We start from the raw sequence: 13,804 nt of genomic DNA on the forward strand, positions 1-13,804 counted from the left end.
CAATTAATAATGAAAATTGTACTTGATCCGCAGATATATAATATGCAGAGATATGGTGGTATCTCTAGGTATTATACTGAAGTTTTTGAAATAATCTTGAGAGAAAGAAAACATAAGATTATTACGCCTCTAAATAATTCTATAAATGTTTATTTTGAGAATAGTGAGCTCAATTCATTTCAGCAAAAATTATTTAAGTTTTTAATCAAATTATTAAAAAAAGCTAAGTTAGATAAAAGACTAAAAGTTTATAATATCGGAAAGAGTAGATTAAAGAAAATATTGGCTCAACAAGATTATAATCTATTTGTACCAACTTATTATGATACAAATTTTCTAAATTATATTGAAAATAAACCTTTTGTTCTGACAGTTTATGATATGATTCATGAGCTTTTTCCCCAGTACTTTTCAGATTCTGAGAGTTTAACTAAAAATAAACGGCTCTTAATAGAAAAAGCTAATCGAATAATAGCAGTATCAGAAAACACTAAAAAAGATATTTTAAAACTCTATCCACACATTAACGAAGCTAAAATAGATGTAATTTATCATGGCACCTCCATCAAAATAAAAGAAGATACTCGAATTGATCTGCCTGAAAAATATATCTTATTTGTTGGAACTAGACAGATTTATAAGAATTTTGTTTTTTTTATTCAATCAATTTCCAAATTGTTAATTGAAGAAGAAGATCTTTATTTAGTTTGCGCAGGAGGTGGTAGTTTTAATCGTTTGGAAAATGAATTAATTTCGGAGCTAGGATTAACAGATAAAGTAGTTTTTAAAGCTTTTGAAGATAATGAATTAGGATTTTTTTATAAAAATGCAAAATGTTTTGTTTTTCCTTCTATTTACGAAGGTTTCGGAATACCAGTTTTAGAATCAATGGCTTGCGGATGTCCCGTAATATTGGCAAATCATAGTTCTTTTCCTGAAGTTGCAGGTGAAGCTGGAATTTATTTTGAATTAAATAATCCAACAGATTTGGAAAGTAAAATTGCTAATATTATTAATGATGAAACTCTTCGAAATGATTTTTCACAGAAGGGTATCGAGCAGGCAAAAAAATTTACTTGGGAAAATGCTGCTTTGAAATGCATCAAGGTATATGAAAAAGCTTGTAACAGTTATTGAAAATACAGCTTTGGAAGTCATTAAAGAATTAAAATTATTGTACATGAATATAACTACTTTTAACAATTTCTAATTTGAAAGATATTATTTTAAAAGCTGAAAATATTTCTAAGCAATATCGTTTAGGACAGGTCGGAACAGGTACTCTGAGTCATGACTTAAATCGTTGGTGGCATAGAATAAGAGGGAAGGAAAATCCATATTTGAAGATTGGAGAGACAAATGATCGTACAGTAAAAGGAAATTCAGATTACGTTTGGGCATTGCAGGATATAAATTTTGAGGTAGAACGAGGAGAAGTGTTAGGAATCATTGGGAAAAATGGTGCAGGAAAATCTACTCTTTTGAAGATACTCTCAAAAGTTACCGCGCCAACAACTGGAAGTGTAAAATCTCGTGGACGAATTGCTTCTTTATTAGAAGTTGGAACTGGATTTAATGGAGAAATGACTGGTCGTGAAAATATTTTTCTTAACGGAGCTATTTTAGGAATGACCAAAAAAGAAATCAACTCAAAGCTAGACGAAATTATTGAGTTTTCTGGCTGCGAACGTTATATAGACACTCCTGTAAAAAGATATAGTTCTGGAATGACTGTACGTTTGGCTTTTGCTGTGGCGGCATTTTTAGAGCCTGAAATTTTGGTTGTAGATGAGGTTTTAGCAGTTGGTGATGCCGATTTTCAAAAAAAGGCAATTGGGAAAATGCAGGATGTTTCTAAACAAGGAGGGAGAACAGTTTTGTTCGTTAGCCATAATATGGCAGCTGTTCAAAAATTATGTACTAAATGTATTTTACTAAGAAACGGAAAATTCATTGCTCAAGGTAGAACTCAAGATATCATTCAACAATATTTAGAAGAATCTGAAAATAGTAATGCAGAATATTATTTTGATACAACCGCATCCCAAAGTAAAATAGTATATTCTAAAAGTTTGAAAATAGAAGATTTAGATGGAAATCTAATGAACGAAATTCCTGTTGGAAAACCTTGGAGAATCAGACTGAACTTTATTGTTAATGAAAAAATCACTAATTTAATAGTTGCAATTGGTATTACAGATATTCATGAAACTGCAATTTCAAGTTCATGGTCTTTACCACAAACTTTAGATGTAGGAAATTATGAAGCATTTTTTTTAGAAGAGACAATTAAATTCAACCCAGGTAGATATAAAATATTGATTGGAGTTTCAAGGGGACAGGAATCAATTGAATATATCGATGCCGAAATGTTTTTAGTGATTTCAGACGTTATAAGCGAACAAGGTGAATCTGTTGTAAATAATAAAGGAGGGCTAATTAGCAATCAAATGAAAATTTATGTTGAAAAGAATTAAACAAAAGCTTAAAAGCTGTTATCTTTCTTATAAACAAAAAGAACTAAAAAGTATATCATCATATCATATACATCCTACAGCTTTAATTTACAATAAGTGTAATGTTCTACTTGATAAAACATCACTAATTTGCGAATATGTTATAGTTCGTGCTCCAGATGCTATTTTGAAAATCGGAAAAAATACACAAATAGGGCCGTTTTCTGTGTTTTTTGTTTCTCATTATGGGATAACAATTGGTAATGACGTAATGATTGCTCCACATTGTGTATTCGCTTCAGGAAATCATGAATATAAAAGATTAGAACTTCCAATGATTAAGGCTGGAAGTTTTAGTAATGGACCTATAATAATTGAAGATGATGTTTGGATTGGAGCAAATTGTACTATTACAGATAATGTAAGGATTGGTAAAGGTGCAGTCATAGCTGCTAATTCTATAGTAAACAAGGATGTGGCCCCATATGATATTGTCGGAGGTGTTCCGGCTAAGAGAATTTCATCAAGACTTAACTAATGAAAAGACTTTTCAAAAAAATTATAAGTTTTTTATTTAAAACTTCAGATAAAAATAAATTTAAGAAATTTTCATATTCACAATCTGGTGAGGACTTAATTATAAAGTTTATTTTCGACAATTTAAACATTCAAAACCCAAGTTATTTAGACATTGGAGCACATCATCCATATTATTTAAGTAACACAGCATTATTTTATCAAAATGGATCTAGGGGTATAAACATTGAGCCAGATCCAGAATTGTTCAAAAATTTTATTACAAATCGAGATGAAGATTTAAATTTAAACGTTGGTGTGGGAGATATAAATGGAGTTCTAGATTTTTACATTATATCATCTCCGACATTAAATACTTTTTCTAAAACAGAAGCAGAAAAATACAGTAAAGAAGGGAATTACAAAATTAAAGAAGTAAAAAAAATTGAAGTTTTGACACTTTCTGAAATTCTTGACATCATTAAATTGGATAAATTTCCTGAATTTTTAAGTGTAGATGCTGAAGGAGTTGATGAAATTGTAATTAAACAAATAGACTTTGAGAAAAATTTTCCTTTAGTAATCTGTTTAGAAACGATTTCATTTTCTACTACTGGTAATGGTGTTAAGAACATTGAACTAATTAATTACATCGTAGATAAAGGATATTTACTCTATGCAGATACAAATATTAATACAATTTTCGTAAAGAAAGAAATTTGGGAGAGGTAATGATTTTAATTAAACTTCAAGGTGGTCTAGGGAATCAAATGTTCCAATATGCATTTGGTTCTATTATGGCTAAACAAAACAAAACAAAAATTGTTATTGAAGATAGCGCTTATCGCATTACGGATAAAAGAAAAGGTTTTACACCACGAAATTTTGAACTTTCTATTTTTGAAAATCATTATGAATTTGTAAAAGAATCGGATATTTCATTATTCAATAATTTATCATTGCTTAATCGGATAAAACGAAAACTTAAATTAAACTTTCCAAAGAAAAAGGAAGAAGAAACATTTGAATATTCTTCAGAACTGTTAGCCTTGAAAGCACCAGTATTTTTTACAGGATATTTCCAAAGTTATAAATATTTTGCAGGATTTGAAGAATATGTGAAAACGCTTTTTAGTTTTTCTATTGACAAACTTTCTCAAGAAAACAAAAATTTAATTCATATATTTAAACAACAAAACACTATTGCGGTTCACATTCGAAGAGGTGATTATGTAACTGATACAATTACAAATCAATTTCACGGATTATGTGATATTCAATATTATGAACAAGCTATACTTCTGATAGCTTCTAAGATTCAAAAACCCACTTTAGTCTTTTTTTCAGATGATCCTGAATGGGTAAAACAAAATTTTGAGAACTTGAATTTTCCTAAAATTTATATAAATCATAACAAAGAAGAAAATAGCTGGCAAGATATGTTTTTAATGAGTATTTGTTCTCATAATATAATTGCAAATAGTTCTTTTAGTTGGTGGGCCGCTTGGTTGAACGATAACAAAAATAAAATAGTTATTGCTCCGAAAAAATGGTTTAAAGCAAAAGAAATAGATATTAAGTCGATGATACCAGAAGAATGGATAATAATATAAAAAAAGTATCTGTAATAATGCCTGCATTTAATGCAGAACAATACATCGACAGTGCCATAAAATCTGTAATTTCTCAGGAATATGTTCACTGGGAATTAATTATAATAGATGATGGATCAACTGATAATACGGCACAAATTGCAAATTATTATTCGAGTATTGACGAAAGAATTTATTACTTCTATCAAGAAAATGGAAAACAGGGAAAAGCTAGAAATTATGGAATTTCAAAGTCTTCTGGTGAATACCTTGCTTTTTTAGATGCAGATGATATTTGGTTAACTAATAAGCTGATTATTCAAATTCAAGAAATTCAGGAAAACAATGCAAATTTAGTATTTAGTGACTCGTATGTCTTTAAAAATGACGAGATATTTGATGTTAAAGAAAAAATGAATGTTCCAGGAGGTCTCTTTTATGATATAAAAAGCTTAGGTTTTTTTTTGCAAAGAAATAGAATACCTATATTGTCAGTTTTGGTTGAAATAGAAAAAGTAAGAGAGGTGGGGGGATTTTCGGAGAAACCTGAAATTCAAAATGTAGAGGACTATCATCTTTGGTTAAAATTGTTAATGAATAACTGTGTTTTTTACTCTTCAACTTATGTTTTAACAAAATACAGAATTCACAATAATTCAATAACTTCAAGTGACAAAATTGCTCTCAATAAGATACCAGATGCTTTTTTTGATTTATTAAAGCTTTATCCAAATTACAAGAAACAAATAGAAAAAGAATTAAAATTAAAGTTCAATAAAATCTACAAGAAAAATCTATTTACTCAACAAGAATTAGCTATATGGATCGAAAAGAATAGTAAATACATATCAAAATCCAGTTTACAATATATTTATCTTTTTTTTAATTCTTTCTTACCAACAAAAGCAACTAAGAGATTATTGATTTACACACTAAATATTTAAAAAATATTTTTAAATACTTACCAAAATGACACCTCCCTTAATATCTATAATTGTCCCATGTTACAACCAGGCAGAATATCTGGATGAATGCCTGCAATCGGTTTTGGATCAAACTTATTATAATTGGGAATGTATCATAGTAAATGACGGCAGTTCAGACAATACAGAAATTGTTGCACAACAATGGCTTAATAAAGACGGCAGGTTCAAATATAGTGCAAAGGAAAATGCAGGTTTAAGTGCTGCTAGAAATACTGGAATCGCTAATACTAATGGCGAATTTATTCTTCCTTTGGACGCAGACGATAAAATTGGAAAAGATTATTGTACAAAAGCTATTGAAGTTTTTCAGCAAGATTCAAATCTAAAAGTAGTTTATTGTAGAGCAGAAAAATTTGGGAAATATGAAAGAGAATGGATTTTACCACCATTCAATTTAAAAAATCTTGCAGATAATAATTTAATATTCTGTTCCGCATTTTTTAAAAGAATAGATGGGGAAAAAGTTGGGTTTTATGATGAAAAAATGATTTACGGATTAGAAGATTGGGATTTTTGGATTTCCTTGTTAAAAAATGGAGGTGAAGTGAAAAGAATAGACTTAGTCCTATTTTATTATCGAACAAAAGATTCTTCTATGATTACATTGTTAAAATCAGAAAAACAGGAAGAAATGCATAAATATATAAGCTTAAAACATGCAGAGTTTTTCGTCAATACTTATGGCTCTTTTATGAGAAATAATAGCGAACTGATTTCTCTTAAAAAAGAATATTCTTCGAATATAAAAAGCAAAAAGTATGTTATAGACCTTTTTTGTAAAACTTTCTTCGGCTTTACTTTCTTCAGAAAATTTAAAGGATAATAGTTTATAAGCTTTTCAAGAGACATTTTAAATTGTTAAATACAACGCTAAAAAATAAATTTCTTAATCTAAGTAGTTAGAATGATATCGTTAATTATTTGTTCAAGATCAAAAGATATTTCTCATAATTTGAATGAAAATATTCAGACGACTGTTGGCTGCGAATACGAATTAATTGTCATTGATAATTCTGCTAATCAATATTCAATCTTTGAAGCTTATAATTTTGGTTTAAAAAAAAGCCGGTACGATTTTGTTTGCTTTTTGCATGACGATATTTTAATTCACTCTAGTAATTGGGGAGAACTATTAGTTGAAACTTTTAGAGAAAATAAAGAAATTGGCTTAATCGGAGTTGCAGGATCTCTTATAAAAACAAAAATGCCTTCTGGGTGGTGGAATAGTCCGCAAGAAAAAAAAGCAATCCATCTTATACAACATTCAAATAAGCTCGTAGAAAAATGGGATTACGGTTTTGAAAACAATTCATGGATTGAAGTTGCTGCGATCGATGGTGTTTTTATGATGATGAGAAAAGACGCTAATATCCAATTCAATTCAAAAATGAAAGGTTTTCATAATTACGATTTGAACATTTCCTTTGAATATAGAAAAAACGGATATAAAGTGATGGTGACCAATAAAATTTTGGTTGAGCATTTCTCAATAGGAACAATCAATAAAGATTGGGTAGATTCTACTTTTAAAGTTCATAAGATTTATAAAAATATCCTGCCTTTGGTAATCGGTGATTTCTCTATTCAGGATTTAAAAAGTTTAGAATTTGAAAATGGAGTCAAATATGTCAATCATGCTTTGAATTATAATTTGAAAAAAAATGCAATTTCAATTTGGATAAGTTTGTTGCCATTCAAAATATATTCATTGGTTTATTATAAATTTTTGAAAAAATTGGTCCGACTTACTTTTAAAAGTAGGTAAGTAAAATTGATTATAATGTCGAAATGATAAAATTATCTGTAGTTTTTTTAACGTTGACAAACTCTCAAGAGTTATACAATATGACTTTGAAATGCTTAAATTCATTAAGAGAGTCAGAATCTAATATTGTCTTTGAAATTATAGCAATTGAGTCAAATAAAGAATATTTTCAATCCAATTATAAATATCCCGAATTTGTAAATGTCATTGTTCCAGATTCAGATTTTAATTTCCATAAATATTTAAATATTGGAATTAAAGAATCTACAGGAGATTACATCGCATTATGTAATAACGACCTGATTTTTCATGAAAATTGGTTTTCTGAAATCTTAAAAGTCGCAGAAATCAATAATTCTATTTTGTCATTTTCTCCAGCGGGAAATTCCCAATACAATTCTTTAGATCTTTTTGAAATTGGCTACAAAGTTAGAACTCATATTATGGGTTGGTGTTTAGTTGTAAATAAAAAGATTTTTAACAAAATAGGTTTACTCGATGAAACTTTTGATTTTTATTATGCAGACAATGATTATGCGATGACTTTAAAAAGCAAAAATATCAAACATGCCATTGTTTTTAATTCTAAAGTTGAACACTTAGAGAAACGCTCTACAGAGAAAAGTGAACAGGATAAAAAAGAATTTTTACATAAATATAAAATACCTTTATACCTACATAAAAAAGAACACGAATGGGTTTTTAATAATGAAAAGAGCCTTAGCGGATTTCTTAAATATCATAATAAATGGGGAAATCCAGATTGGCTATATAAAAAGAATAAGCTAGCAGATATATTTCTTAAATGCAATTTAGGTTACTTCATTAGATATTTTTTATAATTATTTTATAGATTTAAAGTAGTTTTTTGCAACAAATAAAATTTTATGAATTGTAAAATTTCGGTAATAACAATAAATTTTAATAATGCTTCAGGTTTACAAAAAACTATAGAGAGTGTTATTAACCAGTCCTACACTGATTTTGAATACATTGTTATTGATGGAGGAAGTGGTGATGGCAGTAAAGAAGTAATAGAGGATTATAGAAATCACTTTACTTATACTGTAAGCGAAAAAGACAACGGAATATATAATGCCATGAATAAGGGTATCAAAGTTGCAAAAGGTGATTTTGTAATCTTTATGAATAGTGGCGATTTATTCTATAATGAAAATATTTTAGAAAATATTGCTAAAACTATCTCCGTTGATGATGAAATAATATATGGCGATGTATTGCTTAGAAATGAAGATACTAATATGGAGAGAGTGCAGATTCATCCAGAAAAATTAAATTTTTCATATTTTTATAAGCAAACTATTTGTCAGCAATCTTGTATAATTAAGAGATCTTTGTTTGATGCTATCTTTTTATATAATGAAGATTTTAAGATTGCTTCGGATTGGGAATTCTTTATTTATGCCATTTATATTCATAAGGTTAAAATAAAGAAAATAGATTTAATAGTTGCAATATATGATACAAGAGGAGTGTCAGGAAGCTCTAATTATAAACAAATATTTAAAAAAGAAAGAGAAGACACATTAAATAAGTATTTTCCTTTTTTTGTTGAAGATTATAAACAATTACTGGCTTATTCATCCAATCGTTCGCAAGAATTACTTCAAATTGAAAAATCGGTATTTTGGAGAAAAGTTGTATCAATCATTTTCAGGATTATTTTAGTATTCATCCCCAAAAAGAAATAAGTAAGTTTTGATTACGATTTTATATACTTACCGAAACAGAGATCTAGAACGTGTTAAGCGATCATTAGACTCGTTACAGCAACAATCGAAAAAAAACTTTGAAGTTGTTTTTATTGATTATGGCTCAGATTTGGATTTGGCAACTCAAGTTAAAGAACTTATTTTAAGATACGATTTTGTAAAATATGAATATGTTTTTACAAGATACCAACCTTGGAATAAATGCAAAGCTTTAAACTATGCCATAAAAAAAACAGAATCAGAATATTGTTTCAATGCAGATATAGATATTATTTTTCATCCTGAATTTAGCAACATACTGGAAGAAAAACTAAATCCTGAAAAAGTTTTATATTTTCAGGTAGGATTTTTGTCAAATGAAGAAAGCCTGAAACAGCTAAAATTTGAGGACTATAAAGTGAACTTTCTTGCCAGTGAAGAAGCAACAGGAATGTCACTTTTTCCAACAAAAAAGATAAAAGAACTTCAAGGATTTGATGAGTTTTTCCATTTTTGGGGCTCTGAAGATACAGATATTCACAACCGTTTGAAAAAACATGGATGTGAAATTGAATTTTATAATTCAAAATTAATGATGCTTCATCAATGGCATAAAAATTACAGAGGAAGAGAAACTAAAGAATTGAATTTAGAATTGCAGTTAAGCAAAATTGTCGAAATCAATAATCGGCATCTACAGTATAATTTAAAAAATAATGAACCCTGCGCAAACTTATCAAAATGGGGAACAATAAATTCTGAAGCTGAATTTAATGAATTAGATCTTTTTAAAAATGAACTAATTTTAAATAATAAATCAGAAATAATTGATCATTTTTTATTTGTAGAGCTGCCTAAATTTCAAAATGGAATTTTGTCTGTTCGATTTGTTGAAGATGATTTTCAATCTTCATTAAAATATAAATTGAAAAAAAGAGTGGGAAAAAAAGTTCCCAACTATTACACCTTAAAAGAAATTAATGATAAGTTGCTTTTGCATATAATTTCTTTCTATCATCAATATGCCTATACTTATAAGATCAGCAATGATTTGAAAAGCATAAGTTTTAAAATTAAAAAATAAAAATTAATGGCTAAAGTAATTTTATTATCACAATTCCCTCTCCCTTATTCTAAGACAGGTAGCTGGACTTCTATGTATTATAATTACTTGAAATCTAATCATCAAATTGACTATTTGATTTGCGAAAGTCCAGAGTCTTTTTTTGAAACCGTTAATTATGAATGTATTTCTAATAATATAGTAACTAAACTAAAAAAGAAGTTTCTAAAACAGCCTTATTTTGCTTATCTAAAAGCATTAGAAGACATCATAAATACAAAAGAGAAATACATTATCCAAATTGTAGATAATTTTGGAATTGTAAAGCCATTAGAGCTTTTTCTGGTTCATAAAGGTTTGCGTAAAAATTGTCATATTCAATTTTTTTATCATGGTTTCCCACCTTTTTATGAAAACTTTCGGGGAAGATGGTTTTTCGAAACTATAGATGAAATGATTCTACTGACGCACGATTCTTATTTAGCGCATAAAAATACATATACTGTTTTACCTACACGTTTTTCGGTTTTACATAACGGAATAGATACTTCTAAGTTTTATGCTATTTCGAAAGATGAAAAAGAAATATTAAAAAAGGAACGCAATCTTTCAGATAAAAAAATCTTTGTTTGGTGTTCGCAAGATCGCCCCAAAAAAGGATTGCACATTTTATTGGATGCATGGAAGAGAGTATATGAAATGAGACAGGATATTGTTTTGTGGGTAATAGGATGTGAACCAAAAGATCCAATTTCTGGAGTTGAATACTTAGGCAGAATTCCAAACAGCGAATTACCAAAATATTACCAAACCAGTGATTGTTATTTGTTTCCAACTTTATGGCATGAAGGTTTCGGTTTAAGCTTAATCGAAGCTTTACATTGCGGTTGTTATTGTATTGCTTCTGCAAATGGAGGAGTTCCGGAAGTTTTGCAATATGGAAAATTAGGCAAACTGATTGAAAATCCGAATTTTGTAGAAGAGTGGGAAAACGCTATTTTAGAATTTTTAAGAAATAAGGAAAATCCTTCGGTTTCTTTTCCAAAAGATCTCTATTCTTCCAAAAGTTGGAATTTGGGAATGAATAAAATTATAGAAAATGCTAAAAGAAGTATACAGTAATTAGTAAGGAAAAGAATTTCTAGAACATTAAAAAACGAAATTTAAAAAAAAGTAATTTATTTATTTACTTTTGATTTAACCGAAAACGCCCTTTTAAAATGAATCATATTCTAATTATTGGCCTTGGTTCTATTGGCAAAAGGCACCTAAAAAATCTTATTCATTTAGGAGAAAAAAATATTAGCATAGTAAGTACTTCTGAAAATATTCCTTTAGAGTTTAAAGGTTTTACGACTTATACAAATACAGAAAAAGCACTGAAAGAAAATCTAATTTCGCATGCTTTTATCTGCACCCCGACATCAAACCATATTCTAGATTTAACGCTTTTATTAGAGTCTAATGTTGCTAATATTTATTTAGAAAAACCCATTAGCAACAATTTAGATAATATAGAGAAAGTTAGTGCTTTATTAGAAAATTCTAAAAGAATTGTAGTCGGATATGATTTGCATTTTGACCCAGGATTGATGAAAGTGAAAGAACTAATTGCTGAGGAAAAATTAGGAAAGATATTTTCGATAAATGCCTTGGTTGGACAATATCTTCCAGATTGGAGACCAGATCAAGATTATAAAAAAAGCATGAGTGCCAAAATCGATAAAGGTGGCGGAGTAATGCTAGATCTGGTGCATGAATTTGATTATCTGAGATGGTTAATCGGAGAACCAGCTACTATTGCTTGTTTTTTTCAAAATAACCCAAACTTAGAAATAGAAACAGAAGATGTTGCTGATGTACTAATTCAATTTGAAAATAATTCAACAGCAACAATCCATTTAGATTACCACCAAAAAGAATTGGTTAGAAATTGTATGATTACTTGTGAAAAAGGAACCCTTTTTTGGGATTTAGCAAAGTCTGAAGTTAAGGTGGTTAGTCATAATCAAGAAACTGAAATTTTTTCTTATGCAGGTTTCGAAAGAAATCAACGTTATATTGATAGTGTAAGAGCTTTCATAAACGATAGTAATTTTGATTATAGGCTAACAACTTTTGAAGAAGCATTAATCAGTTTAAAAATGGTAATTGCCGCCAAAAACTCTTCAATAAACAAACAATTTATTTCAATAAACTAATATGATATTAGGAACAATATGCTGTAGAGGAGGCTCAAAAGGTGTTTTAGGGAAAAACATCAGACCACTTAAGGGTATTCCTTTAATAGTTTATACCATAGATACGGCAAAGAAAAGCAAATATATTAGCGATTTAGTGGTTTCGTCTGATAGTGACGAGATATTAAATGTCGCAAAAGAAAATGGTATAGGAAAGACTTTGGTTAGACCAAAAGAACTAGCCACAGATACAGCTAGTAAGTGGCCAGTTTTTATTAATGCAGTTGAAGAGTATGAAAAACTCTCAGGAAAAAAAGTTACCTATATCGTTGATATGGATGTTACTGTACCTTTGAAAACTACAGAAGATATTGATAAGGCCATAGAATTAGCATTGCAGTCGCCAGAAATAGATGTGGTAATAACTGGTTACGAACCTGAACGAAATCCATATTTTAACATGATGGAAATCCAAGAAACAGGTTTTGCAGAAATGGTTAAAAAAACAGCTAAACCCATTGTTAGAAGACAAGACGCTCCAAAAGTATTTAGCTTGACGCCGGCGGCTTATGTAATAAAAAAAGAAGCATTGTACAATTATCAGCATTGGAGTGAAGCAAAGTGCATGATAAGCGAAATGCCAAGAGAAAGAGCTGTTGATATTGACACAGAATTAGATTTTAAATTAATAGAGTTTTTACTAAATGAAAAATAATTTATTTGACTTAACAGGCAAAGTGGCACTCGTAACAGGAGGAGCAGGCTTGCTTGCCACAGAACACGCGCTTGCTTTAAGTGAATATGGTGCAAAGGTAATTTTGGCAGATATTAATTTGGAGAGAGCTGAAGAAATTACAGCATTTTTAAAAAAAGAAGATTGTGAAATTGATTTTATAAAATGCGATGTCACTTCTAGACAAAGCTGGGAAGAGGTCTTGAATTTTATTTTAGAGAAATATAAAAAAATAGATATTTTGATAAATAATGCTGGATTTACAAATCAAAGCAAATCTAAAAACTTTGACGCATCATTCGAAAATTTTCCTCTAGAAGACTGGAATGCTATTATGAATGTCAATCTAACAGGAGCTTTTTTAGGTTGTCAGGTAGTGGGGAGTCAAATGTTAAAACAAAAATCAGGTTCAATAATTAATATTGCTTCACTTTACGGAGTTGTGAGTCCGAATCATAATATATATCCTGGAACGGGAATATCTCAACCTGTTGCTTATAGTGTTAGTAAACACGGAGTCGTAGCACTAACAAAATATTTAGCAACTCTTTGGGCAAAAGAAGGAGTTAGAGTAAATAGTTTAACGCCAGGAGGTATTTGGAATGGCCATGAAGGATTGTTTTTAGAACGATTTAAAAATTTAAATCCGATTGGTAGAATGAGTGATAAGTCTGAACTTCGTGGAGGAATTGTTTATCTAGCAAGCGAATCGAGCAGTCATGTTGTGGGACACAATTTGATTATTGATGGAGGATGGACAGCTTGGTAATTTTTGAAAATAAAAGAAAGAATATAATTTAG

Annotated in this window: 15 protein-coding genes; all 15 read left to right on the forward strand. The window is 29.2% G+C overall.

The features are described 5' to 3' along the window. Positions 1-9 precede the first annotated feature (9 nt). The 15 genes from HNP35_RS17950 to HNP35_RS18020 all read left to right on the forward strand — a co-directional run bounded on the left by HNP35_RS17950 (position 10) and on the right by HNP35_RS18020 (position 13,772). Positions 10-1,137 carry a glycosyltransferase family 4 protein gene (locus HNP35_RS17950; protein WP_184165447.1) on the forward strand — a complete coding sequence of 376 codons (1,128 nt, stop codon included), beginning with the start codon at positions 10-12 and terminating at the stop codon, positions 1,135-1,137. A 74-nt stretch (positions 1,138-1,211) separates the two neighbouring features. Beyond that, the gene (locus HNP35_RS17955; protein WP_184165444.1) at positions 1,212-2,477 is read left to right on the forward strand and encodes an ABC transporter ATP-binding protein; all 1,266 of its coding nucleotides are present in this window, start codon (positions 1,212-1,214) and stop codon (positions 2,475-2,477) included. After that, on the forward strand, positions 2,461-2,994 hold the full coding sequence (locus tag HNP35_RS17960; RefSeq protein WP_221433471.1) for an acyltransferase: 534 nt from the start codon (positions 2,461-2,463) through the stop codon (positions 2,992-2,994). Before HNP35_RS17955 ends, HNP35_RS17960 begins: the two co-directional genes overlap by 17 nt. Continuing rightward, the gene (locus HNP35_RS17965; RefSeq protein WP_184165442.1) at positions 2,994-3,704 is read left to right on the forward strand and encodes an FkbM family methyltransferase; all 711 of its coding nucleotides are present in this window, start codon (positions 2,994-2,996) and stop codon (positions 3,702-3,704) included. Before HNP35_RS17960 ends, HNP35_RS17965 begins: the two co-directional genes overlap by 1 nt. Beyond that, positions 3,704-4,585, forward strand: coding sequence for an alpha-1,2-fucosyltransferase (locus HNP35_RS17970; protein WP_184165438.1), 882 nt, complete (start codon positions 3,704-3,706; stop codon positions 4,583-4,585). The genes HNP35_RS17965 and HNP35_RS17970 overlap by 1 nt, the downstream gene beginning before the upstream one ends. Beyond that, entirely contained in the window at positions 4,570-5,508 is a 939-nt protein-coding gene (locus HNP35_RS17975) for a glycosyltransferase family 2 protein (protein WP_184165434.1), read from the forward strand. The genes HNP35_RS17970 and HNP35_RS17975 overlap by 16 nt, the downstream gene beginning before the upstream one ends. A 25-nt stretch (positions 5,509-5,533) precedes the next feature. Then, the gene (locus HNP35_RS17980) at positions 5,534-6,373 is read left to right on the forward strand and encodes a glycosyltransferase family 2 protein (protein WP_184165432.1); all 840 of its coding nucleotides are present in this window, start codon (positions 5,534-5,536) and stop codon (positions 6,371-6,373) included. 81 nt (positions 6,374-6,454) lie between these two features. Next, positions 6,455-7,315 (forward strand): glycosyltransferase, encoded by an 861-nt coding sequence (locus tag HNP35_RS17985; protein ID WP_184165429.1) that lies wholly within the window; start codon positions 6,455-6,457, stop codon positions 7,313-7,315. 23 nt (positions 7,316-7,338) lie between these two features. After that, entirely contained in the window at positions 7,339-8,157 is an 819-nt protein-coding gene (locus tag HNP35_RS17990) for a glycosyltransferase family 2 protein (protein WP_184165426.1), read from the forward strand. A gap of 45 nt (positions 8,158-8,202) precedes the next feature. Further along, a complete protein-coding gene (locus HNP35_RS17995; protein WP_184165423.1) occupies positions 8,203-9,027 on the forward strand; it encodes a glycosyltransferase family 2 protein in 825 nt (274 codons plus the stop codon). A gap of 7 nt (positions 9,028-9,034) precedes the next feature. Further along, positions 9,035-10,111: a glycosyltransferase family 2 protein gene (locus tag HNP35_RS18000; RefSeq protein WP_184165420.1), complete on the forward strand. Its 1,077-nt coding sequence runs from the start codon at positions 9,035-9,037 to the stop codon at positions 10,109-10,111. Positions 10,112-10,117: 6 nt separating this feature from the next. Next, a complete protein-coding gene (locus HNP35_RS18005) occupies positions 10,118-11,212 on the forward strand; it encodes a glycosyltransferase family 4 protein (protein ID WP_184165417.1) in 1,095 nt (364 codons plus the stop codon). 98 nt (positions 11,213-11,310) lie between these two features. Then, the gene (locus tag HNP35_RS18010) at positions 11,311-12,291 is read left to right on the forward strand and encodes a Gfo/Idh/MocA family protein (protein ID WP_184165415.1); all 981 of its coding nucleotides are present in this window, start codon (positions 11,311-11,313) and stop codon (positions 12,289-12,291) included. Position 12,292: 1 nt separating this feature from the next. After that, the gene (locus tag HNP35_RS18015; protein WP_184165411.1) at positions 12,293-12,985 is read left to right on the forward strand and encodes a cytidylyltransferase domain-containing protein; all 693 of its coding nucleotides are present in this window, start codon (positions 12,293-12,295) and stop codon (positions 12,983-12,985) included. After that, entirely contained in the window at positions 12,975-13,772 is a 798-nt protein-coding gene (locus HNP35_RS18020) for an SDR family oxidoreductase (protein ID WP_184165409.1), read from the forward strand. Before HNP35_RS18015 ends, HNP35_RS18020 begins: the two co-directional genes overlap by 11 nt. Positions 13,773-13,804: the final 32 nt, after the last annotated feature.

Origin of the sequence: Flavobacterium notoginsengisoli, assembly GCF_014207905.1 — a bacterium.
Classification (GTDB): domain Bacteria; phylum Bacteroidota; class Bacteroidia; order Flavobacteriales; family Flavobacteriaceae; genus Flavobacterium; species Flavobacterium notoginsengisoli_A.

Excerpts from the sequence above, each read along its gene's own strand:
- HNP35_RS18015 (WP_184165411.1), top strand. The coding sequence starts at position 12,293 with ATGATATTAGGAACAATATGCTGTAGAGGAGGCTCAAAAGGTGTTTTA.
- HNP35_RS17970 (WP_184165438.1), top strand. The coding sequence starts at position 3,704 with ATGATTTTAATTAAACTTCAAGGTGGTCTAGGGAATCAAATGTTCCAA.
- HNP35_RS18010 (WP_184165415.1), top strand. The coding sequence starts at position 11,311 with ATGAATCATATTCTAATTATTGGCCTTGGTTCTATTGGCAAAAGGCAC.
- HNP35_RS17975 (WP_184165434.1), top strand. The coding sequence starts at position 4,570 with ATGGATAATAATATAAAAAAAGTATCTGTAATAATGCCTGCATTTAAT.
- HNP35_RS17995 (WP_184165423.1), top strand. The coding sequence starts at position 8,203 with ATGAATTGTAAAATTTCGGTAATAACAATAAATTTTAATAATGCTTCA.
- HNP35_RS17985 (WP_184165429.1), top strand. The coding sequence starts at position 6,455 with ATGATATCGTTAATTATTTGTTCAAGATCAAAAGATATTTCTCATAAT.
- HNP35_RS17960 (WP_221433471.1), top strand. The coding sequence starts at position 2,461 with ATGTTGAAAAGAATTAAACAAAAGCTTAAAAGCTGTTATCTTTCTTAT.
- HNP35_RS18020 (WP_184165409.1), top strand. The coding sequence starts at position 12,975 with ATGAAAAATAATTTATTTGACTTAACAGGCAAAGTGGCACTCGTAACA.
- HNP35_RS18005 (WP_184165417.1), top strand. The coding sequence starts at position 10,118 with ATGGCTAAAGTAATTTTATTATCACAATTCCCTCTCCCTTATTCTAAG.
- HNP35_RS17950 (WP_184165447.1), top strand. The coding sequence starts at position 10 with ATGAAAATTGTACTTGATCCGCAGATATATAATATGCAGAGATATGGT.
- HNP35_RS17980 (WP_184165432.1), top strand. The coding sequence starts at position 5,534 with ATGACACCTCCCTTAATATCTATAATTGTCCCATGTTACAACCAGGCA.
- HNP35_RS17990 (WP_184165426.1), top strand. The coding sequence starts at position 7,339 with ATGATAAAATTATCTGTAGTTTTTTTAACGTTGACAAACTCTCAAGAG.
- HNP35_RS17965 (WP_184165442.1), top strand. The coding sequence starts at position 2,994 with ATGAAAAGACTTTTCAAAAAAATTATAAGTTTTTTATTTAAAACTTCA.